This is a genomic window from Actinomyces haliotis (genome assembly GCF_015355765.1).
Classification (GTDB): domain Bacteria; phylum Actinomycetota; class Actinomycetes; order Actinomycetales; family Actinomycetaceae; genus Actinomyces; species Actinomyces haliotis.
Map to the genome: position 1 here is coordinate 61,685 of NZ_JACWNA010000003.1, position 26,636 is coordinate 88,320.

At 73.2% G+C, this 26,636-nt stretch carries 22 protein-coding genes and 2 pseudogenes; 14 read left to right on the top strand and 10 right to left on the bottom strand.

All coding sequences use genetic code 11. The features are described 5' to 3' along the window. Positions 1–27 precede the first annotated feature (27 nt). The 6 genes from IXW69_RS02695 to IXW69_RS02720 all read right to left on the bottom strand — a co-directional run bounded on the left by IXW69_RS02695 (position 28) and on the right by IXW69_RS02720 (position 6,351). Complete coding sequence (locus IXW69_RS02695; RefSeq protein ID WP_323745137.1) at positions 28–1,542, bottom strand: MFS transporter; 1,515 nt, start codon at positions 1,540–1,542, stop codon at positions 28–30. Between the two features lie 118 nt (positions 1,543–1,660). Next, positions 1,661–3,058, bottom strand: a complete 1,398-nt coding sequence (brnQ, locus tag IXW69_RS02700; RefSeq protein WP_194784855.1) for a branched-chain amino acid transport system II carrier protein — start codon at positions 3,056–3,058, stop codon at positions 1,661–1,663. A 47-nt stretch (positions 3,059–3,105) separates the two neighbouring features. Next, positions 3,106–4,065: a diaminopimelate epimerase gene (gene dapF, locus IXW69_RS02705; protein ID WP_194784856.1), complete on the bottom strand. Its 960-nt coding sequence runs from the start codon at positions 4,063–4,065 to the stop codon at positions 3,106–3,108. A gap of 5 nt (positions 4,066–4,070) precedes the next feature. Then, entirely contained in the window at positions 4,071–5,216 is a 1,146-nt protein-coding gene (miaA, locus tag IXW69_RS02710; RefSeq protein ID WP_323745138.1) for a tRNA (adenosine(37)-N6)-dimethylallyltransferase MiaA, read from the bottom strand. Next, entirely contained in the window at positions 5,213–5,950 is a 738-nt protein-coding gene (locus IXW69_RS02715; RefSeq protein WP_194784857.1) for a type III secretion system chaperone family protein, read from the bottom strand. The genes miaA and IXW69_RS02715 overlap by 4 nt, the downstream gene beginning before the upstream one ends. Continuing rightward, positions 5,950–6,351: a YbjN domain-containing protein gene (locus tag IXW69_RS02720; RefSeq protein ID WP_194784950.1), complete on the bottom strand. Its 402-nt coding sequence runs from the start codon at positions 6,349–6,351 to the stop codon at positions 5,950–5,952. The genes IXW69_RS02715 and IXW69_RS02720 overlap by 1 nt, the downstream gene beginning before the upstream one ends. 409 nt (positions 6,352–6,760) lie before the next feature. Here IXW69_RS02720 and IXW69_RS11490 point away from each other — a divergent pair, with 409 nt between their 5' ends. From IXW69_RS11490 to IXW69_RS02735, 3 genes and pseudogenes are all read left to right on the top strand, one after another. Continuing rightward, positions 6,761–7,090 carry a winged helix-turn-helix transcriptional regulator gene (locus IXW69_RS11490; protein ID WP_323745139.1) on the top strand — a complete coding sequence of 110 codons (330 nt, stop codon included), beginning with the start codon at positions 6,761–6,763 and terminating at the stop codon, positions 7,088–7,090. A 160-nt stretch (positions 7,091–7,250) separates the two neighbouring features. Further along, positions 7,251–7,481 (top strand): annotated as a pseudogene (locus IXW69_RS12160) (LysE family translocator); the annotation flags it as partial. Beyond that, on the top strand, positions 7,394–7,900 hold the full coding sequence (locus tag IXW69_RS02735; protein ID WP_194784858.1) for a LysE family transporter: 507 nt from the start codon (positions 7,394–7,396) through the stop codon (positions 7,898–7,900). The pseudogene IXW69_RS12160 and the gene IXW69_RS02735, both read left to right, overlap by 88 nt. Positions 7,901–7,964: 64 nt before the next feature. Here IXW69_RS02735 and IXW69_RS02740 read toward each other — a convergent pair whose 3' ends face one another. Further along, positions 7,965–10,349, bottom strand: a complete 2,385-nt coding sequence (locus IXW69_RS02740; RefSeq protein WP_194784859.1) for a copper-transporting P-type ATPase — start codon at positions 10,347–10,349, stop codon at positions 7,965–7,967. Positions 10,350–10,484: 135 nt separating this feature from the next. Next, the gene (locus IXW69_RS02745) at positions 10,485–10,985 is read right to left on the bottom strand and encodes a GNAT family N-acetyltransferase (RefSeq protein ID WP_194784860.1); all 501 of its coding nucleotides are present in this window, start codon (positions 10,983–10,985) and stop codon (positions 10,485–10,487) included. A 131-nt stretch (positions 10,986–11,116) separates the two neighbouring features. Here IXW69_RS02745 and IXW69_RS02750 point away from each other — a divergent pair, with 131 nt between their 5' ends. Beyond that, positions 11,117–12,082, top strand: a complete 966-nt coding sequence (locus IXW69_RS02750) for a hypothetical protein (protein WP_194784861.1) — start codon at positions 11,117–11,119, stop codon at positions 12,080–12,082. Beyond that, positions 12,079–12,513, top strand: a complete 435-nt coding sequence (locus IXW69_RS02755) for a GntR family transcriptional regulator (RefSeq protein WP_194784862.1) — start codon at positions 12,079–12,081, stop codon at positions 12,511–12,513. The genes IXW69_RS02750 and IXW69_RS02755 overlap by 4 nt, the downstream gene beginning before the upstream one ends. 25 nt (positions 12,514–12,538) lie before the next feature. Here IXW69_RS02755 and miaB read toward each other — a convergent pair whose 3' ends face one another. Continuing rightward, positions 12,539–14,263, bottom strand: coding sequence for a tRNA (N6-isopentenyl adenosine(37)-C2)-methylthiotransferase MiaB (gene miaB, locus IXW69_RS02760; protein ID WP_228524601.1), 1,725 nt, complete (start codon positions 14,261–14,263; stop codon positions 12,539–12,541). A gap of 141 nt (positions 14,264–14,404) precedes the next feature. Here miaB and IXW69_RS02765 point away from each other — a divergent pair. The 9 genes and pseudogenes from IXW69_RS02765 to gcvH all read left to right on the top strand — a co-directional run bounded on the left by IXW69_RS02765 (position 14,405) and on the right by gcvH (position 26,065). Further along, positions 14,405–15,195 (top strand): annotated as a pseudogene (locus IXW69_RS02765) (amino acid ABC transporter ATP-binding protein). A gap of 11 nt (positions 15,196–15,206) precedes the next feature. After that, positions 15,207–16,097: a glutamate ABC transporter substrate-binding protein gene (locus IXW69_RS02770; protein ID WP_194784863.1), complete on the top strand. Its 891-nt coding sequence runs from the start codon at positions 15,207–15,209 to the stop codon at positions 16,095–16,097. 34 nt (positions 16,098–16,131) lie between these two features. Further along, positions 16,132–16,812, top strand: a complete 681-nt coding sequence (locus IXW69_RS02775; protein ID WP_194784864.1) for an amino acid ABC transporter permease — start codon at positions 16,132–16,134, stop codon at positions 16,810–16,812. Continuing rightward, positions 16,809–17,759 carry an amino acid ABC transporter permease gene (locus IXW69_RS02780; RefSeq protein ID WP_194784865.1) on the top strand — a complete coding sequence of 317 codons (951 nt, stop codon included), beginning with the start codon at positions 16,809–16,811 and terminating at the stop codon, positions 17,757–17,759. Before IXW69_RS02775 ends, IXW69_RS02780 begins: the two co-directional genes overlap by 4 nt. Before the next feature lie 82 nt (positions 17,760–17,841). Beyond that, entirely contained in the window at positions 17,842–18,771 is a 930-nt protein-coding gene (locus IXW69_RS02785) for an aminotransferase class IV (protein WP_194784866.1), read from the top strand. 128 nt (positions 18,772–18,899) lie between these two features. Continuing rightward, complete coding sequence (locus tag IXW69_RS02790) at positions 18,900–21,098, top strand: alpha-galactosidase (protein ID WP_194784867.1); 2,199 nt, start codon at positions 18,900–18,902, stop codon at positions 21,096–21,098. 198 nt (positions 21,099–21,296) lie between these two features. Next, the gene (gcvP, locus tag IXW69_RS02795) at positions 21,297–24,308 is read left to right on the top strand and encodes an aminomethyl-transferring glycine dehydrogenase (RefSeq protein ID WP_194784868.1); all 3,012 of its coding nucleotides are present in this window, start codon (positions 21,297–21,299) and stop codon (positions 24,306–24,308) included. 1 nt (position 24,309) lies between these two features. Then, positions 24,310–25,620, top strand: a complete 1,311-nt coding sequence (locus IXW69_RS02800; RefSeq protein ID WP_194784869.1) for a glycine cleavage system aminomethyltransferase GcvT — start codon at positions 24,310–24,312, stop codon at positions 25,618–25,620. Positions 25,621–25,675: 55 nt separating this feature from the next. After that, positions 25,676–26,065 (top strand): glycine cleavage system protein GcvH, encoded by a 390-nt coding sequence (gene gcvH, locus IXW69_RS02805; protein ID WP_194784870.1) that lies wholly within the window; start codon positions 25,676–25,678, stop codon positions 26,063–26,065. Between the two features lie 129 nt (positions 26,066–26,194). On the opposite strand, the gene IXW69_RS02810 is transcribed toward gcvH, so the two are convergent. Further along, positions 26,195–26,635 carry a nitrite reductase (NAD(P)H) small subunit gene (locus IXW69_RS02810; RefSeq protein ID WP_194784871.1) on the bottom strand — a complete coding sequence of 147 codons (441 nt, stop codon included), beginning with the start codon at positions 26,633–26,635 and terminating at the stop codon, positions 26,195–26,197. Position 26,636: the final 1 nt, after the last annotated feature.

Consider the following 26,636-nt stretch of genomic DNA (forward strand, 5'->3'; position numbering starts at 1 on the left):
CGGCGGTCCGCCCCCTCGGCGCCCGGCTCACTCGCCCGGAGCGGGGATGCGGGGACGACGGCGGTCGCGCCGCGAGCCGACGATGTCGACGAGGGCGATGACCGCGGCGAGCAGCATGATGACGGCGATGAGCTCGAAGGAGTCGATGAAGGCCTTGGCCCAGCCATGCTCCGGAAGGACCGAGTACAGGAGGTTGGTGATCGCCGCGACCCCGACCGCGGTGCCGATGCGCTGACCGGTCTGCATGACGCCCCCGGCGGCGCCCGCGTACTCGAGCGGCACGTCGACGAGGGTGAGCGTCTGGTTCGGGGAGACGACGAAGGCTCCGGCCGCGCCGATGACGAAGGTCGAGACCAGCATCCACCACTGGCTCCACCCTGCCGTGTCGACCATGTGGACCACCCAGGCGGTGGCGAGCACTCCCGCGGCGACGACGACCATCCCCCACATGACCATGGGGCGGCCCAGGCGGAGGACGTGGCGGCCGAGCAGCGGCGAGATGACGGCGCCGGCGATCGCGGCGGGGATGCCCATCAAGCCGCTCTGGAGGGCGGTGTCGCCGAGACCCGCCTGCAGGTACTGCGCGATGACGAGCCACACGGAGGTGGAGCCCAGGAAGTAGAGGCTGATGAGCAGGGTGCCGTTGGAGAAGGAGCGCTCGGTGAAGAGGGCGAGCGCCACCATGGGCTGGCGGCCGCGACGCTCGTAGGCCCGCTCCCAGAGGACCCACCCGAGCAGGAGCAGGCCGGCGGCCGGCAGGGCGAGCCAGCGCAGGACGCTGTCGGAGGTACCGATGAAGGGCACGAGGACGAGGAGGATGGTCGCGCCGAGCAGGACCATGCCGACCGGGTCGAGGTCGAGGCGCCGACGACGGCGGGCAGCACCGTCCGCAGGGGTCGCGACGGGCGCGGGCTCGGAGCCGGTCCAGGCGGAGGCCGGCAGGACGCGCGTGGCGGCCCAGGCGCCGCCAAGGGCGATAGGCACGTTGATGAGGAAGCTCGTCCGCCATCCCCAGTCCGCGCCGAGCCACTCGACGAGCAGCCCCGCGAGCACGGGACCGAAGGCGACGGACACCCCGACCGTGCCGCCGAGCATCCCGAAGGCCTTGCCGCGCTGTGCGCCGTGGTAGTAGCGCTGGATCATGCCGGTGACCTGCGGGTTCAGCAGCCCGGACCCGATCCCCATGACGACGCGCGCTGCGTTGAGCAGAAGGATCGAGGGAGCGAGGCCCGCGCCGAGGGACCCGAGGCCGAACAGGGCGAGCCCGATCGCGAAGAGCCTCGCCCGCCCGAGGACGTCGCCGGCGCGGCCGGCGGGCACGAGCAGGATCCCGAAGACCAGCGTGTAGCCGGAGATGATCCACTGGATGCCGGCGGTCGAGGCGTGCAGGTCGGTGCGCAGGGTCGGGAGCACGACGTTGATGCTCGAGACCGCGAGCAGCGAGACGAAGGTCGGGACGAGGAGGACGGCGAGGGTCCGCTTCTGCTCGTCGGTCATCGCGGCGGAGCCGGGATCCGACTGGGGGTACGGGGTCTGAGGCACGGATCGCAGGCTATGCCCCGGCGTCCCCGCCGCCACGGGCCGCCGGTGGTGAGATCGGCGACCCCGGCGCCGTGTCCTTCGGCCGCGGTCGTGCGGCACGGGCGCTGTGAGGCCCACCTCACATGCCGGCGACGGCGCGGGCGACGTCCTCGTCCGCGCCGGACAGGTCCGAGGCGGGCGTGCGCCAGCGCCCGGCGCGCACGTCCACGGCCAGCGCGACGGCACCGACGACGAGGGTCGGGACGATCCAGCCGGTCTCGTCGTTCCACACGCAGGTGGCAGCGAGGAGGTCGCTGGGCGCCGTCCACCCGAGGTCGCTCACGGCGGAGACGGCGCCGAGGAGGCCGGCGCACGCAACCGGCCAGAGGTAGGCGGTCCGCAGGTGCCCGGGAGCGACGGCGTCGAGCAGGGTGACCGCCACGAGCGTGATGGCGATCGGGTAGAGCAGGAGCGTCACCGGGGAGACGATGGCGAGGATCGCGCGGAGACCGAGCAGGGCCAGGGCGAAGGAGACCGCGGTGGCACCGAGGAGCTGGGGGCGGTAGCCGGTGCGGGGCCAGGCGGTCGCGGCGTAGCCGGCCCAGGACGACAGGAGCCCGACGGAGGTCGTGAGGCAGGCGAGCACGACGATCGCGGCGAACACGACGACGCCGGCGCTGCCGAGCGAGGCCTGGGAGGCGGTGCGCAGCAGCGCCGTGCCGTCGGACGGGTCGCCGCCCGGCGTGCGCGCGCCGATGAGGGCGAGTCCGACGTAGACCGTGGCGAGGAGGACCGCCGCCAGCAGGCCCGCCACGCTCGCGGAGCGGGCGACCTCGCGCTGGGTCGAGCGCCCCTGCTCCCGCAGGGCCGAGATGACGACGATGCCGAAGACGCTCGCCGCGAGGACGTCCATCGTGAGGTACCCCTGCGTGAGCCCCGTGGCGAGCGGGGCCGCCGCGTACCCGGGGGCCGGGGCGCGGTCGACGACGGCGCGCCCGTGGATGGTGACGACGCACAGGATGGCGAGCAGGACGAGCAGCGCCGGGGTCAGCCAGCGTCCGATCCGGTCCGCGAGGCCCGTCGGGCTGAGCGCGATACCGATGGTGAGGCCGAGGAAGACGAGGCTGTGGACGGGGAGGGCCCAGCCGCCGGGGTCGACGCCGAGGAGCCCGAGGACGGGACGGGTGGCGAGCTCGTAGGAGACCGTGACGACGCGGGGCACTGCGTAGAGGGGCCCCAGGGCGAGGTAGACGGCGAGCGGCATGACGACGCCGAAGCGGGGGCCGACGCGCCGGGCGAGACCGATGATCCCCTCGCCGGAGGTGCACACGGCAATGACGGCGAGCAGGGGCAGGAGGACCCCGGTGGCGAGGAATCCGGCCAGGACGGCGGGCAGGTGCTCGCCGGAGGAGGCACCGAGGACGGGCGGGAAGATGAGGTTGCCGGCGCCGAAGAACAGGGCGAAGAGCATGAGGCCGGTGGTCAGGGTCCCCCCTCGGGTGGCGCGGTCGTCGACGGCGGCGTCGTGGGAGGTCATGGCGGTGGCTCCTCGGTGAGGCAGGAGGCGGGACGTCGGCGAGGCGGTCAGGAGACGGTGACGCGGCCGGTGACCTCGGCGGGGCCGGTCAGCAGGACGGTGGTGCCGTCGGCCCAGGGGTCCGCTCCGACGTGGACGCCGATCTCCCCGCCGGGGACGAGGAGGCGGTAGCTGGTGGGTGCCTGGGGGCCGACCCACTCGTGGAGAGCGACGGCGACGGCGCAGCAGCCGGTCCCGCAGGACAGGGTCTCCCCCACGCCGCGCTCGAGGACGCGCATCCGGGCGACGCCGATGCGCTCGCCGGTCCCCTCGTCGACCTCCTCGCCGAGCGGGACGACGAGCTCGAGGTTGGTGCCCTCGGGCGGGCGGGGCTCGTAGCCGGGGGCGTCGGAGTCGGTGAGGCCGGCGAAGAGCGCGGCGTCGAGCTCGTCCTCGTCGGCCAGGGCGACGACGGTGTGGGGGTTCGGCATCTCGATGCTGAGGGCGGCGCGCGGGCCGTCGAGCCCTGGCACGTCGACCATCGTGTCCCAGCCCTCGGTGTCGACGTCAGCCTCGGCGCCCTCGGGACGCGCGAGCCGCGCCGGCCCCATGTCGACGGTCCAGAGGTCGCCGATCCGGGTGATGGTACGGGCGCCGCCGCGGGTACCGATGGTGAGGGAGTCTCCGTCGGCCGTGGGGCGCAGGCCCTCGGCGTCGAGGACGGCGGCGAAGAGGCGGGAGGCGTTGCCGCACATCTCGGCGACCGAGCCGTCGGCGTTGTAGTAGTCCATGAACCACTCGGCCTCGGGCACGGCGGCGGCGAAGGCCTCGGCCCCGGGCAGGGCGGCGGTGCGCACGACGCGCACGAAGCCGTCGGCGCCGAAGCCGCCGTGGCGGTCGCAGACGGCGGCGACGTCGTCCGGGGACACGGCGACCTCCCGCTCGGGGTCGACGAGCAGGAGGAAGTCGTTGCGCGTGCCGTTGCCCTTGATGAGCTCGTGGCCCGCGAGGCCGGGGGCGGTGGTCATGGCGCTCAGCCTAAGCGCTCAGCCCGGCGGCCCCGGCCCCGGGTCGTGCGGCGTCCGCCTCGTGGCGCCCGGTGCCCCGGGCCGTCGCGGTCCCACGGAGCCGGCGGGAGGGGCTCGCCCGCGTCGGCGGCGGTGACGAGGGCGAGGGCCTCGTCGGTGATCCGCTCGCGCTCGCCTGGCAGCCAGGCGCCGTCGGCGGTGACGCGGGGGCGGAGCCAACGGATGCGGGGGTCGCGGCGGAACCACTTGATCTGGCGACTGGCGAGCTTCCGGGTGGCCTGGGCGGTGTCGGCGACGGCCTGCTCGACGGTGAGAGCGCCGTCGATGACGGCGATCGCCTGGGCGTAGCCGATGGCGCGGCGGGCGGTGGCGCCCTCGCGCAGGCCGAGCTCGAGGAGGGCACGGGTCTCCTCGACGACGCCGGCGTCGAACATGGCGGCGGCGCGGGCGTCGATGCGGGCGTTGAGCGCCGCCCTGCCGGCGTCGGGGTCGCCGTCGGGGCCGACGGGCCGCAGGGCGAGGTGGGCGGTGGGGACGAGGTCCTCGTAGCGGGGCATGGTGGCGGAGAAGGGCCGGCCGGTCACGGCGATGACCTCGAGGGCGCGGACGACCTTGCGGGTGTTGGCGCGGTCAATCCGGGCGGCGGCGTCGGGGTCGGCCTCGCGCAGCTCCTCCCACAGGCGCCGGGTCCCCTCCGCCTCGGCGCGCTCCTCGAGGGCGGCGCGGACGGCGGGGTCCGCACCGGGGAACTCGAGAGCGTCGGTGACGGCGCGGGTGTAGAGCCCCGAGCCGCCGACGACGAGCGCGCGGTTCCCCCGGGCGCCGACGGCGTCGAGGTCGGCGCGGGCGTGGGTCTGGTAGGCGGCGACGTTGGCCTCGTCGGCGACGTCGAGAACGTCGACCTGGTGGTGCGGGTAGCCGCGGCGCTCCGCGAGGGGCAGCTTGGCGGTGCCGACGTCCATGCCGCGGTAGAGCTGGGAGGCGTCGGCGTTCACGATCTCGCAGCGGACCTCGGCTCCCGCGCCAGGCTCGAGCCCGCCGGCGGCGGCGAGGGCGTCCGCGAGGTCGAGGGCGAGCTCGGACTTGCCCGTGGCGGTGGGGCCGACGACGGCGATCCGCACCGGGGGACGTCGTGAGGTTCCGGTGCTCACAGCTCGGGAAGGAGCGGGCCGATGTGGGACAGGGCCTGCGTGCAGGCGGACAGCGCCGTGTCGAGGTGGAGTCGGAGCTGCTTGTCGCTGACGCCGGCGGTGAGGTCGGTGAGGTAGGTGGCGCGCACGAGGGCGCCCGCGTCGGTGTCGAGGATGGCGACGGTCGGGAAGAACTTGTCGCGGTTCCAGTCGTTGACGCTGGCCGCGATCTCGTCGCGCTCGCCCTCACGGGCGGGCTCCTGCCAGTCGCCGGAGACGAGGAGCCAGCCCTCGTGCCCGTCCGGGACCTCGATGACGAAGGGGAACCCGTCCCAGGTGCCGAGCAGGCAGGGGTGGTCGTCCTCGACGTGGCGCTGGACGCCGTAGCCGAGTGGCCCGGTGAGCATGGCCTCGACGCGGTCGAGGGTCAGCGGGGCCGTCAGGTCGGGGCGCTCGGCGCGGTTGGGGCGCGCGTCGCGGCTGACCGTGGCCAGGAGGTCGTGGACGCTCCCGCGGACGGTGACGACGTCGTCGTCCCCGAGGAGCTCCTCGTCGTTGGCCTCGACGTCGGCGCCGGACTCGGGGCGGTCGGCGTCCTCGCGGTCCGCCCGCTCGTCGCGTGCCGCGCTCGGCTCCGGGCGCCCCTCGGAGGCGGGCACGCGCTGGTCCCACTGCTTGCCGAGGAGACGCGCGATGAGCTCGCTCAGGCCAGGCCTCCGGCGGTGGTCGCGACCCTCGTTGCTTCGCTGGCTCATCACGGCTCCAGGGCTCCGCGCAGGGGGTCGGGGAAGAGCTCCTCGGCCTCGCGCATGAGGGCGACGATGAGGCGGCAGCCGGTGAAGACGAAGTCCCCGAGCTGGGCGTCGGTCATCCCTGCCTCGAGAGGATAGGTGACCTCGCCGTGGAGACGGACGACGCCGCCGTCGGCGATGGTGAGGTAGGCCTTGGGACCGATACGGGTGGCGTTCCACTCCTCGACGAGGCGGCGCAGCGCCGCGAGGTGCTCGGTGTCCGCGATGCGGTGCCAGACTCCGCGCATCTGGAGGGCGCGAGTGTCCTGGAAGATCGCGTGGACGGTGACGTAGCGCCACGGGATGCCGAGGTCGCCCTCGTCGTCGAGGAAGAATCGCAGACCGAGCGAGCGCACGCAGTCCATGACCCGGTCGATGTCGACCGGGGTCGGGGCGGCGGGGACGGGCGCGTCGAGGCTCGTCGGATCGGTCTGGGGCACGGGCCCACCCTAGCCGCGGCGCCGCCCGGCCTCTCGTGCGCGACCTCACGCGCTCACGGTGAGCGGAACGGTCCAGGGCAGCGCCACGCTCGCGGGCGCGCCCCTTCGTCCTCGGTCTCTCGCTGGGAACGTGCCTGCGCTCTGGGAACGTGGTTGCCGACCGCGTTCCCAGAGCGCAGGCACGTTTCCAGCGGGCGGGGTCGTGAGGACGTTCATCCCGAGATGGCCAGTGACCGAGAGCGGGCGACTCGGCTGCACTTCCTCCAAGACACCCACTGTCCGCACCGCACCAGACCGCTCGCCCCTTTTTCCCCTGACGCACCCCGCACCCTCCGTGACGGGCGCGGCCACCGGTCCCTCCCGCCCACCGGCGATCGAGGTCCGCGGCCTCCGCCGGCACTTCACCGTCCCGGAGCGCCGCCTCGAGCGCGTCACCGCCGTCGACGGCGTCTTGGCGAAGATGCTCACCCAGACGCTGCGCGGCCTCGAGCGAGACGGGCTCGTCGAGCGCGAGCAGTTCCCCGACATCCCGCCCCGCGTCACGTACCGACTCACCGGGACCGGGAGGTCGCTCGCCGCGGCGTTGGGCGGCGTCCAGGCGTGGGCGATCACGCACATGGGCGAGGTCGAGTCGGCCCGCGAGCACTACGACGCGAAGGGCTGACGCACCGTCCGCACCCCCGGGAAGCCAGGCCCGACCGACCACGAGCGACCGGCCCACGGAAGCGTCACCGCACGCAACGGATCCAGCACCGTCGATATCCTCGTCCTCGCCATGAGCCCCTGGCACCGCGGGACGCCACCTGAGAACACGGGGACACACGATGGAGCTGCTCCCCCTGCTCGCCGCCTGGCTCGTCGCCGTCATCGCGCCGGGCCCGGATTTCCTCGCCGTCCTGCGCACCGCAGCGGCTCACGGGCGGCGCCCGGGCGTCATCGTCGGCCTGGGCGTCACGACGGCGATCGGGTGCTGGGCGCCCCTCGCCCTCACGGGCCTGTCACTGGTCCTGGCCCGGCACCCGGCGCTCGACACCGGCGTGAGGGCGGCCGGAGCCGTGTTCCTCATGATCTCCGACGGGCGGATCCTCTGGACGACCTGGCGATCACGCAGGGCCGGAAGCCTCGACGGGGACGCGGACAGCGCCGACGACGGCGACGCGGACCGCCCCGCCGGCCGTGCCCCTCGGCGGGAAGCTCCTACCGCCTCGGGCTCGCGACCAACCTCGACAACCCCAAGGCCCTCGTCTACTTCGGTGCCCTGTTCGCCAGCCTCGTGCCGCAGGGCGCCACCGCGTGGGAGAAGATCGGCATCGTCGTCGGCATGCTCCTCATCGCCGCCGCGTGGTTCTCGTCCGTGGCGGCCCTCGCGGGAACCCCGTCGGTCATGCGCGTCTACGACCGGGCCAGCCAAGCCATCGACGCCGTCGCCGGAGGACTCTTCGTCGTCATCGGTGCCGCTCTCCTGCCGCGCTGAGGACGGCGCGGCGGGGGCCGGGAGCATCGCCCCCAGCCCCCTCCGTCCGCTGTCCCTCAGACGCTCAGAGCCTCACCGTGCGCAGCCGCGCTGCGTTGCTGATGACGCTCACGCTGGACAGCGCCATGGCGAGCGCGGCCAGCATCGGGGAGAGCAGGACCCCGAGCCACGGGTAGAGGACGCCCGCGGCCACCGGGATCCCGATCGCGTTGTAGATGAAGGCGAAGACGAGGTTCTGGCGGATGTTGCCCATCGTCGCCCGCGACAGGCGGCGGGCGCGCGCGATGCCGGTGAGCTCGCCGGACAGGAGGGTCACGCCGGCCGACTCCATGGCGACGTCGGTGCCGGTGCCCATGGCGAGGCCGACCGCGGCGGCGGCGAGCGCGGGGGCGTCGTTGACGCCGTCACCCGCCATGGCGACGACGTGCCCGGCACGGGTGAGCTCGGTGACGACGTCGGCCTTGTCCTGGGGACGGACGTCAGCGCGGACCTCGTCGATGCCGAGGCGCTCAGCGACGGCGCGGGCCGTGGCGGCGTTGTCGCCGGTGAGCATGACGACGTGGACGCCCTCGTCAGCGAGGTCCGAGAGGGCCTGCGGGGTGGACTCCTTGACGGGGTCGGAGATGGCGAGGATCGCGGCGGGGGCGCCGTCGACGGTGAGGAAGACCGCGGTGGCGCCGGAGGCACGCAGCCCGTCCGCCCGCTCCTGAAGCTCGGCCCGCTGGGCGTCGTCGGAGGCGGCCAGAGCGAGTCCGGCGTTGCCGACGGTGACGGCGCGACCCTCGACGGTGGCGGTGACGCCGCCGCCGGAGGTGGAGGCGAAGTCGGTCGAGGCGGGGACGTCGAGGCCGGCGTCGGCGGCCGCCTCGACGACGGCGCGGGCGAGCGGGTGCTCGGAGCCGCGCTCGACGGCGGCGGCCAGCCGCAGGGCATCATCGCGAGTCGTGTCACCGAGGGTGACGACCTCGGTGACGGTGGGGCGCCCCTCGGTGAGGGTGCCGGTCTTGTCGACGACGAGGGTGTCGACCTTCTCGAGGGTCTCGAGGGCCTCGGCGTCGCGGACGAGGACGCCCTCCTTCGCGCCGCGGCCCACGCCCACCATGATCGACATGGGGGTGGCGAGGCCCAGGGCGCAGGGGCAGGCGATGATGAGGACGGAGACGGCGACGACGAGGGCGTGGGCGAGGCGCGGCTCGGGGCCGACGGCGAGCCAGATCGCGAGGGCGAGGAGCGCGATGCCGATGACGACGGGGACGAAGACGGCCGAGACCTTGTCGACGAGGCCCTGGATGGGGGCGCGAGAGCGCTGCGCGGAGGCGACGAGGTCGACGATCTGGGAGAGCATCGAGTCGCTGCCGAGCTTCTCGGCTCGCACGACGAGGGAGCCGGAGGCGTTGACGGTGCCGCCGACGACCGCGTCGCCCTCCTCCTTGCTCACGGGCAGGGACTCGCCGGTCACCATGGACTCGTCGACGCTGGAGCGGCCCTCGGTGACGGTGCCGTCCACGGGGATCTTGTCCCCGGGGCGGACGCGGACGACGTCGCCGGGGACGAGCTGCTCGACGGGCACCTCGGACTCGGTGCCGTCCTCACCGACGCGGATCGCGGTGGCCGGGGCGAGGTCCATGAGGGCGCGGATGGCGCCGGAGGTGGTCTCGCGGGCGCGCAGCTCGAGGACCTGGCCGAGGGCGACGAGGGCGACGATGACGGCGGCGGCCTCGAAGTAGACCTCGACGCGACCGTCCTCGCGCATGGATGCGGGGAAGAGACCCGGTGCGAGGAGGCCGACGAGGCTGTAGAGGTAGGCGGCCGCGACACCGAGCGAGACGAGGGTGAACATGTTGAGCGAGCGGTGACGCACGCTGGCGACGCCGCGCTGGAAGAAGGGCAGCGCGGCCCACAGGACCACGGGGGTCGCGAGGGCGAACTGGATCCACTGCGAGACAGCCATGGGGATGGCGGCGTCCCAGGCGGGCACGAAGGGCACCACCATGGTGAGGACGAGGGTCGGGACCGCGAGCGCGACCGAGATCCACATCCGTCGGCGCATGTCGGCGAGCTCGGGGTTGGGGCCGTCCTCGGAGGTGGGGGCGACGGGCTCGAGGGCCATGCCGCACTTCGGGCAGGAGCCCGGGTGGTCCTCCCGGATCTCGGGGTGCATGGGGCAGGTGTAGACGGCACCCTTGACGGCCGGCGTGGCGACTGTGGGCTCCCCCGTGCCGGTGTCGTGCTGGTGGGCATGGTGGTGAGCGTGGTCGTCACCGGGGTGGTCGTGGTGGGCGTCCTCACCGTGCGAGTGCGAGCCGGGGGCGGCGGCCTCGTCAGCGGGAGCCAGGTTCATGCCGCACTCGGGGCACTGCCCGGGGCCGTCCTGCCGCACCTCCGGGTGCATCGGGCAGGTCCACACCTCCGGCGTCGGTTCGTGGTGGGCGTGCGAGTGGGTGCTCATGCGGTACTCCTTCGGTCGTTGGACAACCACTATAACCCCTACCCCCTACGGGTATATTCCCGAGCGATCCGCCTGACGCGACGGCGGCGTCGTCACCCGGCGCGGGTGGCGGCGCCGCCGTCGAAGGACCCGTACTCAGCCGATGGCGTCGACCTCGTGGCAGCCGTTGGCGCGGAAGACCGCGCGCATGGCCTCGTTGCGAGGGTCGGTGGAGTCCACGTAGCGCTCGGCCTTGACGGCGCGGAGCCGCCCCATGCCGTAGCGGTGGAGGCGGAGCCCGGCACCCTGCCCGCGACGCTCGGGGACGATGCCGACGTAGAAGATCGTGCCGACCTCGGGGTGGTCGGGGAAGGTCTGGGGCAGGACGACGCCGATCTCGCCGTCGTCGTCGGAGACGACGACCCAGCGCTCCGGGACGAAGGCGGGACCCGCGGCCTCGATGAGCTCGCGCAGGTCGTCGAGCGCGGACTCGGGCGTGCTCTGGTCGAAGGAATCTCCCTCCGAGGCACGCAGCATGGCGGCGGCGAAGCGCTCCTCCCCCAGCTCGGCGAGGCTCGTCGTGCGCCAGCCCTGCGGGAGCGGCTCGTAGTCGGGCAGGTGGGCGATGGAGCGCTCGACGCGGATCTTGTCAGTCATCGCGCCCATCGTCGGCGCGCCCGCGGACCGGGTCAACCCGGAGCCGAACGCGACCACTTGTCCCTCCCCGTTGACACAAGAGAATCACCTCCCTACCTTTGTATCGTCTAGGCGACACAAAGGAGACCGCCATGTCACCGCTCCCAGCACTCGCGCTCGCTGCGTACCTCATCGCCCTCATCGCCACCCTGGCGGTCGGGGCCCGACGCGTGCACCGTCGCCGCCCTGAGGAGATCGCCGACCTTCCCGGCCCCGTGGGCGACGAGCTCCGCGCCGTCGACGCCCACGAGCGCCGAACGCGGTCCCTCGCCATCGTCGTCGGCCTCGTCCTCGCGCTGGTGCTCGTCGGCGTCCAGCTGGCCATGGCCCTCGGCGCGTGCGGACTCATCAGCCTCGCGATCCTGGTGCTCGGAGAGCGGCGCAGCCCGGCCATCACCACGCGCACCCGGAGCGCCGCACTAGCACCGCGCCGCACGCGCGACTACCTGCGCCCCGCCGCACTCGCCATGCTCACCCTCGTCCTCGCGGCGATCGTGGCGGACTGCGTCGTCGGCTTCCCCGTCGCCGCGACGGCGCCGTACAGCGCCGACCTCGGCGACACCACGCACACCCTCGCTGCGGGCACCTACCTCCTGGGCACCTCGCGGATGCCGTCGGGCGGGCTCCTCACGCAGGCCTACGGACCCTGGCCGGGCCCCGGCACCATGGTCCCCGTCCTCGTCGGGCTGGCCGTCCAGGTCGCGGTCGCCGCGTGGGCCCTGCACTGGGTCGCGGCCCGTGCCCAGGTGAGCACCGTCCAGCTGGGCAACATCGACGACGTCCTGCGGCACCGGTCAGCCGACGCGGTCCTCGGGATCCTGCTCCTCGGCTCCTCCCTCATCCTGCCCGTCGTCGCCGTGCCGATGATCGACGCCGCGACGTGGGAGGCGGCTCAGTGGGACTACGCACGGGGCACGGTCGGAGGCGCCGGGATGGTCGTCGCGCTCGTCGCGATGGCACTCGGCAGCCACCTGCTCCTGAAGCGGGACCACCTGGAGGTGGCCACGGTCGGGGCGCCCGCCGCCGACATCGTCGGGATCCAGGCGGTCGCGTCATGACGCCGCTCATCTCCGTCGACGCCGACTCGGCGGTCCCCCCGTTCGAGCAGATCCGTCAGCAGCTCGCGGGCCTCATCGAGTCCGGGGCGCTCGCGGGCGGCGAGCGGCTCCCCACGGTGCGCCAGCTCGCGGGTGACCTCAGGGTCGCCAACGGCACCGTTGCGCGCGCCTACCGCGAGCTCGAGTCCGCCGGGCTCGTCGTGACGCGCCGCGCGGCAGGGACGCGGGTCGCGCCGAGGCGCGCCCCATCCTCGTCGGGACGGCAGGCGATCCTGAGCTCAATCGTCCAGGGGGCCGTCTCCCAGGCGAGGACACTGGGCTTCACCGAGTCCGAGATCCTGACCGCCGTGAGGACGACGCTCGGTACCGCCCCACCGGCATCCAGATCAACCGATCTGGGCGCGGATCACGACCGACCTCGGCGCGGATAGCGACCGACCTCGGCGAGCGGGTGGCTCAGATGGTGCGCGGCTCGGACAGGGCGGTGCGTCCGCCCATGTCCGGGGCGCCGACGCGCAGGGTCGGCAGGCCCAGGCTCACCGGGGCGGAGTCGGGCTCCGGGGTCGCGCAGGCCTCGGCCTGGCGGCGCTCCCAGGCGTCGCCGGCGCGGGTGCGGCGCACCTCGAACAGGGCCGGGCCGTCGTCGTACCAGACGCGGTCGCCGGCCTTGAGGGCCTCGTTCGCTGCGCGCTCCTCCTCGCTCAGCGCGGTGCCGCACAGGGCGGAGTCGGCGATGAGATTGTGCGGGGCGCCGTGCGTGACGCGCACGGTCACCATGTCGCCGGGGCGCGGGGCGCCGCCTGCGTAGTCCTCGGCGTCGAGTCCGGCCGGAAGGGCGACGTGGACGAGCCGGTTGTCGGCGGCGCGGCCCGAGACGCGGGCGGTGACGGCGTCGCGACGCCCCTCGCCCTCGGCGACGAGCACCTCGACGACCTTGCCCTCCTGCTCGACGTTCTCCTCGTGCGTGATGCGGCGGACGAGCTCGTCGAGGCGGCGGTAGCGGTCCTTGACGACCTCGGTCGGCACGGGCGGCAGGTCCGCGGCGGGCGTGCCGGGGCGCGGGGAGTACTCGAAGGTGAAGGCGGAGGCGAAGCGGGCCTTCTCGACGACGTCGAGGGTCGCCTGGAAGTCCTCCTCCGTCTCCCCGGGGAAACCGACGATGATGTCGGTCGTGATGGCGGCGTCGGGCATCGCGGCGCGCACGTCGTCGAGGATCCGCAGGAACTTGGCCGAGCGGTACGAGCGGCGCATGGCGCGCAGGATCCGGTCGGAGCCGGACTGAAGAGGCATGTGGAGGCTCGGCATGACCTCGGGCGTCTCCGCCATGGCGTCGATGACGTCCTGGGTGAAGGCGGCCGGGTGCGGGCTGGTGAAGCGGACCCGCTCGATGCCCTCGACGCCGCCGGCCGCGCGCAGCAGCTTGGCGAAGGCGCCGCGGTCGCCGAAGCCGACGCCGTAGGAGTTGACGTTCTGACCGAGCAGGGTGACCTCGATGGCGCCCTGGTCCGCGACGGCCTCGATCTCGGCGAGGACGTCGCCGGGCCTGCGGTCGCGCTGGTTGCCGCGCAGCGACGGCACGATGCAGAAGGTGCACGTGTTGTTGCAGCCCACGGCGATGGAGACCCAGGCGGCGTAGGCGGACTCGCGGCGGGTCGGCAGGGTCGAGGGGAAGACCTTGAGGGACTCCTCGAGCTCCACGGCGGCCTCCGCGTTGTGGCGGGCGCGCTCGAGGAGGGCGGGCAGGACGTCGAGGTTGTGGGTGCCGAAGACAACGTCGACCCACGGGGCCTTCTCGACGATCCCCTCGCCCATCTGCTGGGCGAGGCAGCCGGCGACGGCGATCTGCATGCCGGGGCGCTCGCGCTTGACCGAGGCGAGCTGACCGAGGTTGCCGAAGAGGCGGGTGGCGGCGTTCTCACGCACGGAGCAGGTGTTGATGATGACGACGTCGGCGCCGCCGTCACCGGCCTCGGTGGCTCGGGCGGCCGCGGCCGGCACGTCCTCGACGCGGCTGTAGCCGGCACCCTCGAGGAGACCGGCCATGTGCTCGGAGTCGTGGACGTTCATCTGGCAGCCCAGCGTGCGCACGTGGTACGTGCGGGGCAGGGCGCCGGCGGCCCCGGGGGCCGTCCCGTCGGCGGTCACGGGGCTCGTGGCAGGCAGCGTGTCAGTCGTCGTCATCGCTGGGCAGTCTAGGGTTCGCGGCCCCGCGCCCCGAAGCCCCGAGCGCGAGACCTGGCCCACGCGGCTCACCAGCCTGCGCCACGAGACCGAAACCTAACCGATGCGCCGCCGACATCACGCAGGGGTTCCATACGTGCCATGAGCACTTCCGTCCCCACCGAGTCCCCCACCGCCGACGGTGCTCCCGACCAGCGGGAGGCGCTCGTCGACCTCATCCACGTCAACAAGCACTTCGGCGACCTCCACGTCCTCAAGGACGTCAACCTCACGGTCAGGCGGCAGGAGGTCGTCGTCATCCTCGGGCCGTCGGGCTCCGGAAAGTCGACCCTGTGCCGCGCCATCAACCGCCTTGAGGCCATCGACGACGGCACCATCATGATCGACGGTCGCAAGCTGCCCGAGGAGGGCAAGGAGCTCGCCCGCCTGCGCGCCGACGTCGGCATGGTCTTCCAGTCCTTCAACCTCTTCGCCAACAAGACGATCCTCGAGAACGTCACGCTCGGCCCGATCAAGGTCCGTGGCACCTCCAAGGTCGACGCCGAGGCCGAGGCCCACCGTCTCCTCGAGCGCGTGGGCGTCGACTCCCAGGCCTCGAAGTACCCGGCTCAGCTCTCCGGCGGCCAGCAGCAGCGCGTCGCCATCGCCCGCGCCCTGGCCATGAGACCCAAGGTGCTCCTCTTCGACGAGCCGACCTCCGCCCTCGACCCCGAGATGGTCAAGGAGGTCCTCGACGTCATGACCGAGCTCGCGCAGGAGGGCATGACGATGATCTGCGTGACCCACGAGATGGGCTTCGCCCGCTCGGTGGCCGACCGCGTCATCTTCATGGCCGACGGCGCCATCGTCGAGGAGGCCTCCCCGAGGAGTTCTTCACGAGCCCGCGCTCCGACCGCGCCAAGGACTTCCTGTCCAAGCTCCTCACCCACTGAAGGAGACCGGCATGACCCCCCTCCCCCGCACCCTGCGACACGCACGGCACGCCCTGCACGTCCTCAGTCGTCGGGCCCGCACCCTCCTCGCGCTCGTCGTAGGCCTCAGCCTCGCCACCACCGGCCTGGCCGCCTGCGGCTCCTCGGACTCCTCGGCCTCCGGCGACACGATCCGCATCGGCATCAAGTTCGACCAGCCCGGCCTCGGTCTCAAGGACGGCTCGAGCTTCACGGGCTTCGACGTCGACATGGGCCGCGAGATCGCCAAGCGCCTCGGCTACTCCGAGGACCGGATCACCTTCATCGAGGCGGTCTCCGCCCAGCGCGAGACCATGCTCCAGAACGGCCAGGTCGACATGGTCATCGGCACCTACTCCATCACGGACGCGCGCCGCGAGAAGATCACCTTCGCCGGCCCGTACTTCATCGCCGGCCAGGACCTGCTCGTCCGCACCGGCTCGACGATCTCCGGCCCCGACGACGTGGACGGCAAGATCCTGTGCTCCGTCGAGGGATCGACCTCGGCCCAGAAGATCCGCGACGACTACTCGTCCGGCTCGCTCCAGCTCTTCCCGGTGCGCGCCTACTCCCAGTGCGTCGAGTTCCTCGCCGCCGGCACCGTCGACGCCGTCACCACGGACAACATCATCCTCGCGGGCTTCGCCGCCCAGGACGCCTACCGGGGCAAGGTCAAGGTCGTCGGCAGCACCTTCTCCGAGGAGGACTACGGCGTCGGCCTGCCCAAGGGGGACCGAGGCCGGTGCAGGGCCGTCAACGCCGCGATCACGGATCTCATCGCGGACGGCACCTGGCGCAGGCTCCTCGCCAAGAACGTCGGCTCCTCGTTCACCCCGGACGAGAAGCTCAACCCGCCGAAGGTCGACGACTCGCTGTGCGAGTGACCGGCCCCGACCCCGATCCCGAAAGGAAGAGTCCATGGGCGAGCTCCTCTCGCAGTACGACGTCCTCGGCGCGTTCCTCGTCAACATCGAGCTGACCCTCTGGGCGGCGATCGGCTCCGCCGTCCTCGGCGTCGTCCTCATGGTCATGAGGGTGAGCCCGATCAGCTCGCTGCGCTCCTTCGCCGCCGCCTTCGTCAACATCGTCATGAACGTCCCGCTCACGCTCATCATCCTGGCGTGCTCACTGGGCGTGTACGGCGAGCTCGGCGTCGTCGTCTCGGGCCGCTCGGGCGACCAGTGGCTGGCGCGCAACTCCTTCTGGCTCACCGTCATCGGCCTGAGCGTCTACACCTCGACCTTCGTGTGCGAGGCCCTGCGCTCCGGCCTCAACACCGTTCCCCCGGGCCAGGCGGAGGCCGCCCGCGCCATCGGTCTCTCCTTCGGCCAGACGATGCGCTCCGTCATCCTCCCCCAGACCCTGCGCGGCGCCGTCGCGCCGCTGGGCAACACCCTCATCGCCCTGGCGAAGAACACGACGGTCGCCTCCGCGGCCGGCGTCGCCCAGGCCGCCTCGGTCATGTCCGACATGTTCGAGTTCGACCCGCAGCACCTCCTGGCGATCTTCGCCATCTTCGCGATCGGCTGGACGATCATCGTCCTGCCGATCGGGCTGATCACGACCTCCCTCTCCCGAAAGCTGGCGGTGGCACGATGAACGACCAGTCCCTCCTGTTCGACCTGCCCGGCCCGCGCGCCCTGCGTCGCGAGAGGATCGGCAACGTCGTCGGCATCGTCGTCCTGGCGGCGATCACCGTGTGGATCATCGCCGCCCTCGCCGCCAAGGGGCAGCTCACCGCGGTGCGCTGGTCACCCTTCCTCACCGCCTCAGCCTGGACCGACTACCTCCTGCCCGGCCTGTGGGCCACGGTGCGCGCCGCCCTCGTCGCGGTCGTGGCCGCCTTCACCTTCGGCGTCGTCTTCGGGCTCGGCCGTCTCAACGAGGTCCGGCCCGTGCGCTGGTTCTGCACCGCCGTCGTGGAGCTCTTCCGCGCGGTCCCGGTCCTGGTGCTCATGCTCTTCTTCTACTTCATGCTCTCCCGGCTCTCCTTCGTGCCGGCGAGCTCGGCGGCCTTCTGGGGCGTCGTCGTCGCGCTCACGCTCTACAACGGCTCGGTCGTCGCCGAGCTCGTGCGCTCCGGTATCCACTCCCTGCCCAAGGGACAGCGCGAGGCGTCCCTCGCCATCGGCCTGACGCCGGCTCGCTCCCGCCGCCTCATCGAGCTGCCGCAGGCGCTCGTCGCCATGATGCCGGCGATGGTCAGTCAGCTCATCGTCGCTCTCAAGGACACGGCGCTGGGCTACATCATCACCTACTCCGAGCTGCTCGCCGCAGGCTCCCTGCTCGGCTCGGCCAAGGCCAACCTCATCCCGGCCCTCCTCGTCACGGCGGTCATCTTCGTGGCGCTCAACTTCGGGATGTCCTGGCTGGCGCAGTGGGCCGCGGACCGGCTGCGCCGTCGGACCGCTGAGCCGATGACGACGGTGACCGGCATCGCCACCGCGTCGGACGCCCCCGACGCCCCGGCCGGCCCGACCCTGCCGCTCCACTCCCACCAGGCGATCCGCCTCGACCAGGCGCGCGGGGCGCGCCGCCGGCGCTGAGGTCATCGCCCGCTCCGCGGAGCGCCCGTGATCGTCCGACAAGCGTCGAGCAAGCACGGGCGCTCCGCCATAAGATCGGAACATGAGCAAAGACGCTTCCCTCATCCTCATCGACGACCCGGTGCGGCACGTCGACGGCGAGGGCGCGCGCGGCCCGGAGGGCCGCCGCCTTCGCCCCATGCCCTACACCGAGCCCGCCCTCACCGTCCTCAACCTAGGCCTCGTCCGCGGCGACGGCATCTTCGAGACCGTGAGCGTCGTCGACGGGGCCATCCAGGCCGCCGACGCCCATCAGGCGCGCTTCCTGCGCTCCGCCCGCATGCTCGACCTCCCCGAGCCTGACGTCGAGGCGTTCCGGGGCGCGATCCTCACCGCCGCGGAGGACCTGGAGCAGGTCAGCTCGAGCACGCAGATCCTCGCCAAGGTCGTCATGACCCGCGGGCGGGAGGCCCTCGAACCCGGGGCTCCGTCCCCGGAGCCCGTCGGCTGGGTGCTCGCGTGGGTCCCCGAGGGGCTCGAGGGACCACGTGTGAGCGGACGCGACCTCGTGACGCTCAACCGGGGCCTCCCGCTCGGCGTCGGCGAGTCCGCCCCGTGGCTGCTCGTCGGCGCGAAGACGCTCTCCTACGCCGTCAACCAGGCGGTCACGCGCGAGGCCCGCCGCCGGGGCGCCGACGACGCCCTCCTCACCACCTCCGACGGCTACGTCCTCGAGGGGCCGACCTGGAACGTCGTCCTTTTCATCGACGGCGTCGCCGTCACGCCCAGGCCCGACGGGGGCCTCCTTCCCGGCACGACGCAGCACGACGTGTTCCGGGGCCTCGAGGCGCGCGGCGTGCGCACCGAGGTGCGGGACGTGCGCGTCGAGGAGCTCGAGCGCGCGACCTCGGCGTGGATGACGGGCTCGGGGATCTACGCCGTGCCCGTGCGCCACCTCGACGGACGTGAGCTCGCCGTCGACGACGCGCTCACGGCGGGGCTGAACGCGGACCTCGCGGCGCGCCGGTCCTGACGCTGCGGCGCCGGCGACGACGTCGGCACCGAGCCCGGCGGCGCGTCTTGCACGGAGTCGCACCACGCATTAGTTTTGCTCCGGAAAGAACTCGGCGACGGCCGCCGACACCTCACGGAGGAACCCCGATGCCCCTCACCCACCTGCGCGCCGCAGGCACCTCCCTCGTCCTCGACCTCCTCGAGGACCGGCTCCCCGTCGTGCGCCACTGGGGCGCCGACCTCGGGGACCTCAGCGGCGAGGCGCTCACGGACGTCACCACCGCCTCGCGCACCGCCCTGGACGGGAACGCGCAGTGGATGGCCAACGACCTGCCGATCCTCCCCCTCACCTCGCTCGGCTGGTCCGCGCGACCCGCCGTCGCCGTCGTCCGCGAGGACGGCTCTGGAACGTCCCCTCACCTCAGCCGTGTCACGCACGAGGTCACCGCCGAGGAGGGCCCCGCCGGCTCCGTCCAGGTGGTCCGCTCCTCCGGGACGGACGAGGCCGACGCGATCACCCTCGCCACCGAGATCCGCCTCGAGCCGGGCGGCCTCGTCCGGGTGCGCGCCACCGTGACCGACGAGCGCCCCAGCTCCGACGCCGCAACGCCATTCGGCGGCCACGGCAACCTCCTCGTCACCGAGCTCACCCCCTACCTGCCCGTCCCGGACGCCGCCGACGAGCTCCTCGACATGGCCGGGCACCACGTCTACGAGCGCCAGCTCGTGCGCTCCGCCTTCACCGCGGGCACCCACCTGCGCGAGTCCTGGGAGGGGCGTCCCGGGCACGACGCCGCAACCTGGCTCGCCGCGGGCCGCACCGGCTTCGGCTTCCGCACGGGCACCGTCCACGCCGTCCACCCCGCCTGGAGCGGCAACACCCGGCACGCCGCCCTCAACCCCATGCAGGGCCGCCGGCTCCTGGGCGCCGGGGAGGCCCTCCTGCCCGGCGAGGTCGTCCTCGGCCCGGGCGAGAGCTACGAGACCCCATGGATCGCCTTCTCCTGGGGCGAGGGCCTCGACGCCGTCTCGCACCGCTCGCACGACTACCTCCGCAGCCTCCCGGCGCACCCGAGCACCCCGCGGCCCGTCATCCTCAACACCTGGGAGGCCGTCTACTTCAACCACGACCTCGACAAGCTCAAGGCCCTCGCCGACGCCGCCGCCCGGGTGGGCATCGAGCGCTTCGTGCTCGACGACGGCTGGTTCGGCTCGCGCCGCGACGACACCTCGGGCCTGGGCGACTGGCAGGTCTCGAAGGAGATGTGGCCCGACGGCCTGGAGCCGATCGCCTCCTACGTCCGCGGACTCGGCATGGAGTTCGGTCTCTGGTTCGAGCCCGAGATGCTCAACCTCGACTCCGAGCTCGCCCGCCACCACCCCGAGTGGGTCCTCTCCGACGGCGGCACGGGCACCCCCGAGCACCGCCAGCAGCGCGTCCTCGACCTCAACGCCCCTGGCGCCCTCGACTACCTGCTCGAGGAGATCTCCGGCCTCGTCGAGCGCGTCGGCATCGACTACATCAAGTGGGACCACAACTCCCCCGCCGTCGGCGTCTCCCACATGGTCGAGCCGGACCCGCGACGGCGCGGCCGCCGCGGCGCCTCGGCCGTCCACGAGCAGACCCTCGCGCTCTACGAGCTCATGGACGCCCTGCGCGAGCGCCACCCCGGCCTCGAGATCGAGTCCTGCGCGGGCGGCGGCGGACGCATCGACATGGGTGTCCTCGAGCACACGCAGCGCGTGTGGACCTCGGACTCCATCGACGCCCACGACCGTCAGGACATCCAGCGGGGCACCGTCCTCCTCATTCCGCCGGAGGTCATGGGCACGCACGTCGGCACGGCCCGCGCCCACACGACGCTGCGCGACCTCGACGTCAGCTTCCGCGCCGGCACCGCGATCTGGGGCCACATGGGCGTCGAGTGGGACCTCACGAGCGCCGACGACGCGACCCTGGACCTTCTCGCCTCGATCATCGCCCTCCACAAGGAGCACCGGGACCTGCTGCACTCCGGACGGACCGTCCACGCGGACACCGCCGTCGACGACGCGCTGAGGATCGAGGGCGTCGTCGCCGCCGACGGTTCGGAGGCGCTCTACGAGCTCGCCGCCATCGGCCAGACCGTGGCCTGGCCGGCCGCACCGCAGCCGCTTCCGGGCCTCGACCCCTCGCGCAGCTACCGTATCGAGCTCGCGACCCCGGCCTACCCGGAGCTGAACCGTCCCGCGGGCTGGATGGCCGGCGGCGTGACGCTGCCAGGCGCCTACCTCTCCACGGTCGGGATCGGCCTGCCCGGGCTGCACCCGGACCACCTCGTGCTCGTCCGAGCGACCGCGGTCTGAGTCCACCGTGCGGGGCAGGACCCCACCCGGGACACCGGCCACAGCCGGAGCGGCGCAGAACGCGACCAACCGGGGGCGCCACCAGGGTACGTATCGTTATGCGCGCCGTCGCAGCGTTTCCCAGGTGCGCCACGTGTCACACGGACGACATGTCCGACCTTAGGATGTGACCCGGTTCATCCCCGACCGGAGGTCACGATGGCACACCCCGCCACCCCGCACGCCCCGTTCTCCAGCCGGCACGTCGGAGCCCACCAGGCCCTCCACGGCGCGTCCGGTACCGGCACCGCCACCGGTTCAGCCTCGCCGATCCTCGGCGTCCTCGGCGTCGACTCCCTCGACGAGCTCGCCGACGCCGTCGTCCCGGCCGGACTGCCCCGTGTGGAGACCGCCGAGCACGAGGCGCCCGGGGAGCGCCGCGCCTCCACCGGCGGGCTCTCCGAGGCGGATGCCATCGAGACGCTGCGCCGCCTCGCCGCCCTCAACGACCCCCACACCGAGATGATCGGCCGCGGCTACCACGCGACCGTCACCCCGGCCGTCATCGTCCGCGACGTCCTGTCCAACCCCGCCTGGACCACCGCCTATACGCCCTACCAGCCCGAGATCAGCCAGGGGCGCCTCGAGGCCCAGCTCCTCTTCCAGACCGTCGTCTCCGACCTCACCGGCCTGCCGGTCGCCTGCACGTCCCTGCTCGACGAGGCCACCGCCGTCGCCGAGGCCGTCCTGCTCATCCACCGCGGCGTGCGCAAGTCCGAGGGCCGCACCATCGTCCTCGACGAGGGCCTCCATCCCCAGTGCCTCCAGGTCGCGGAGGCCCGTTGCCAGAGCCTCGGCCTGCCGACGGTGCGCGCGAGCGTCGACGCCGTCGCCGCCGGCACCGCCCTGCCCGAGGGCTCCGCCCCGATCCTGGGCGCCGTCCTCGCCCACACCACCACCCGCGGCGCGGTCCAGGACCTCGCCGCCGCCGTCGACGCCGTCCACGAGGCCGGCGGGCTCGTCGCCGTCGACGCCGACCCGCTCGCCCTCACGCTCCTCACCGAACCGGGCGCCATCGGCGCCGACATCGCCATCGGCTCCGCCCAGCGCCTCGGCGTCCCCCTGTTCTTCGGCGGCCCCCACCCCGGCTTCATGGCGGTGACGGAAAAGCTCCAGCGGCAGGTCCCCGGGCGAATCGTCGGCGTCTCCCACGACGCCGAGGGCCACGAGGCCTACCGCCTCGCCCTCCAGACCCGCGAGCAGCACATCCGCCGAGAGAAGGCCACCTCCAACATCTGCACCGCGCAGGCGCTCCTCGCCGTCGTCGCCGCGTTCTACGCCGTTCACCACGGCCCCGAGGGACTCACCGCCATCGCCGAGCACGTGCACCGCCAGGCCGCGCGGATCGCCGTCGGCGTGCAGGACGCCGGACTCGACCTCGAGCACCGGTTCTTCTTCGACACCCTCAGCGTTACCATCCCGGGCGGCGCCGAGGCCGCCGTCGCCCGGGCCGCCGAGCGCGGCGTCAACCTGCGCCTCCTCGACGCCGACCACGTCGGCCTGTCCACGAACGAGACGACGACGGACGAGCACGTCTGCGCCGTCATCGAGGCGCTCGCGGACGTGCGCCCCGGTCAGCTGGAGTGGCTGCCGACCGACGAGCAGGCCGGCAACCTCCCGGTTCCGGCGGAGCTCGCCCGCCGGACCGAGTTCCTCACCCATCCGTCCTTCCACACCTACCGCTCTGAGCCCGCGCTCGTGCGCTACATCCGGCGCCTCGGGGACCGCGACCTCGCCCTGGACCGCACGATGATCCCGCTGGGCTCGTGCACCCTCAAGCTCAACGCGGCAGCCCAGTCCGCCGTCTGGCTCGAGCCGGCGCTCGCCGGGATCCACCCCTACGCCCCCGCGAAGCAGACGGTCGGCTGGCGGATCATCCTCACCCAGCTCTCCGAGCGCCTCGCGCAGCTCGCCGGCTACGACCGAGTCACCCTGCAGCCGGCCTCGGGCGCCCAGGGCGAGCTCACGGGCCTGCTCGCCATCACGCACTACCTGCACGAGAACGGGCAGGACCAGCGCGACGTCTGCCTCGTGCCCGCGAGCGCGCACGGCACCAACGCCGCCTCCGCCGCCGGCGCGGGCCTCGCCGTCAAGGTCGTCGCCACCGCCGAGGACGGCTCCATCGACGTCGAGGACCTCAACGCCAAGCTGGCCGAGCTCGGGGACCGCGTCGCCGCCATCATGCTCACCTACCCCTCGACCCACGGCGTCTTCGAGCCTCAGGTCACCGAGGTCACGCGCCTCGTCCACGAGGCCGGCGGCCAGGTCTACATCGACGGCGCCAACCTCAACGCGCTGACCGGGCTGCTGCGCCCGGGCGACCTCGGCGGCGACTGCTCCCACCTCAACCTGCACAAGACCTTCGCCGTCCCGCACGGCGGAGGTGGCCCCGGCGTCGGCCCGGTCGCAGTCAAGGAGCACCTGGCCCCCTACCTGCCCGCCGGCCCCGAGGGCTCGGCCCTCCCCGACGAGGACGACCCCGACGCCGGCTTCGGCGGCGCCCCCGTCATGGGCACCCGCTTCGGGTCGGCCGGCGTCATGCCCCTGTCCTGGACCTACCTGGCCCTGCTCGACGACGCCGACCTGCGCGAGGTCTCCCTGTCCGCGATCGCCAACGCGAACTACGTCTCGCGCGAGCTGGCGGAGGCCTTCCCGACCCTCTACACGGGTCCGGGCGGCTTCGTCGCCCACGAGTGCATCCTCGACCTGCGCGAGCTCACCGCCGCCACCGGGGTGACCGCCGAGGACGTCGCCAAGAGGCTCATCGACTACGGCTTCCACGCCCCGACGCTCTCATTCCCGGTGCCCGGCACCCTCATGGTGGAGCCCACCGAGTCCGAGCCCCTCGAGGAGCTCGACCGCTTCATCGCCGCCATGCGCGCCATCCGCGCCGAGATCGACGAGGTCGCGGACGGCCTCGACCTCGAGCAGTCCGTGCTGCGCCGCGCCCCGCACACGCTCGCGCAGGTCGCAGGCGACGAGTGGGACCGCGTCTACCCGCGCTCCAAGGCGACCTTCCCGTTGCCGGGGATGGATCGCGACAAGTACTTCGCCCCGGTCGGCCGCATCGACAACGCCTGGGGCGACCGCAACCTCATGTGCACCTGCCCCGACCCGAGCGCCTTCAAGGACGCCGAGGCAACGATCACCACCAGCGCGAAGGAGAGCTGAGATGGCCCCCGCAGACACGACCGCCACGTACACCGAGCCGCAGGCGCCTCGCCGTACGGCCCTCCACGGCGTCCACGAGGCCCTCGGAGCCTCCTTCACGGACTTCAGTGGCTGGGACATGCCACTGCGCTACGCCTCCGACCTCGCCGAGCACCGCGCCGTGCGCCGCTCCGCCGGCATCTTCGACCTCTCCCACATGGGCGAGGTCAAGGTGACCGGCCCGGGCGCCGCCGCGGCGCTCGACCACGCCCTCATCGGCACGATCTCGACGGTGGCCCTCGGCCGCGCCCGCTACACGATGATCGTCGCCGAGGACGGCAGCATCCTCGACGACCTCATCGCCTACCACGTCGGCGACGAGGAGTACCTCGTCGTCCCCAACGCCGGGAACCGCGAGCGCGTCGCGGCGGCCCTCGCCGAGCGCTGCGCCGACTTCGACTGCGTCGTCGAGGAGATCTCCCTGCGCACGAGTCTCATCGCCGTCCAGGGACCGCGAGCCGAGGAGATCCTGCGCGGCGTCGTCGAGTCCGGCGCCGCCATCCCGGCCGCCCTGCGTCCCGTCGAGGACGAGAGCGCGGACGAGGGCTGCGGCCCCGACGTCCTGTGCGGGGCCGGCATCCTCGCCCGTCTGCGCTACTACGCCGCCGTGCGCGCCACCGCCGCCGGTCACGCGATCCTCCTCGCCCGCACCGGCTACACGGGTGAGGACGGCTTCGAGCTCTTCTGCGGCTCCGAGGACGCCGAGGACCTGTGGCGCGTCATCACCGGGCACGCCGGGACGCTCCTCCCGACGCCGGGCGAGGAGGGCGCCGGACCGGACGCCGCCGAGCTGCCCGCGCTCACGCCGTGCGGTCTCGCATCCCGCGACTCCCTGCGCCTCGAGGCGGGGATGCCGCTCTACGGTCACGAGCTCACCGAGGACATCACCCCCTTCGACGCGTCACTGGGGGCCGTCGTCAAGCTCGACAAGCCCGAGTTCGTCGGCCGCGAGGCCCTGGCGGCGCGCGCCGCGCGCGAGGGGCAGGAGGGCACGCACGTGCTCGTCGCCCTGGCCGGCGACGGTCGCAGGGCCGCGCGAGCCGGATCGACGATCCTCCTCGACGACGGCGACGGCGAGCCCCACGAGCTCGGCACCGTCACCTCCGGCCTCCTGTCGCCGACGCTTGGACACCCGGTCGCCCTGGCTCTCCTCGCGCCGTTCTCGGCCGACGAGCCGGCCTGGCCGGTCGGTACGGTCCTCGCCGCGGACGTGCGCGGCAAACGGCTGCTCATGACCGTCGTCGCCACCCCGTTCTACAAGCGGGCGCGCTGAGCGCGCCGTCCCGCTCCCACCTCACCGGACCGACCAGAGAAGAAGGACACCTCCCATGGCACAGCCCATCCGCCCCGACCTGCGCTACTCCTCCGACCACGAGTGGATCTCCGCCGAGGAGCCGCCGCGCGTCGGCATCACCGCCGTCGCCTCCGACGCGCTCGGCGAGATCGTCTTCGTCGACCTGCCCGAGGTCGGCGCCGAGGTCGAGGCCGGCGAGCCCTGCGGCGAGCTCGAGTCCACGAAGTCCGTCTCCGACCTCGTCTCACCGGTGACGGGCACGGTCGTCGCGGTCAACGAGGCCGTCGTCGACGAGCCCGGCACCATCAACGCCGACCCCTACGGCGCCGGCTGGCTCTTCACCGTCGAGGTCGCGTCCGAGGGCGAGCTCCTCTCCCCCCAGGACTACGCCGCGACCTTCGACGCGGAGGTCGTCGAGGGCTGACCCCCTCGTCGGGAGCCCGGTCGGCGCCTGCGCCGGCCGGGCTCCCGCGCACGACGCGGCGGGCCCGCACGGATCGCTCCGTGCGGGCCCGCCGCGTCGTCGTACCGTCCCGGGCGCCCCGGACGGCGCTCAGTGGTCCGAGCCGAGGTCCGGCTCGATGGAGGGCCCGGGGTCGACGAGGACCCGTCCGTCGCGCACCTGCGCCGTGAAGACGGCGATGGGGTGCTCGCCCCTGCCGGCGGCGTCGATGACGTCGCCCGTGTCGAGGTTCCAGACCTGCTTGTAGATCGGCGAGGTGAGGATGAGGACCTCGGTGCCCTCGCCCTCGGTCTCGCCGGGCAGCCAGTGGCTGCCGACGATGCCACGCGAGAGCACGTTGGCGCCCGCGTAGGGGTCGTGGAGCTGGATGACGCGGACGGAGTCGTCCGAGAGGCGGAAGACGGCCACCTGGTGGGGGCCGACGAGGGCCCCGGCGCCGCGCTCGACGCCGAGGTCGGTCAGGGCGCAGACGTCGACGAGGCCGTCGGCCTTCGGGGTGGCGTAGGTGTAGGTCGTCGTGGGGGCGGTCATG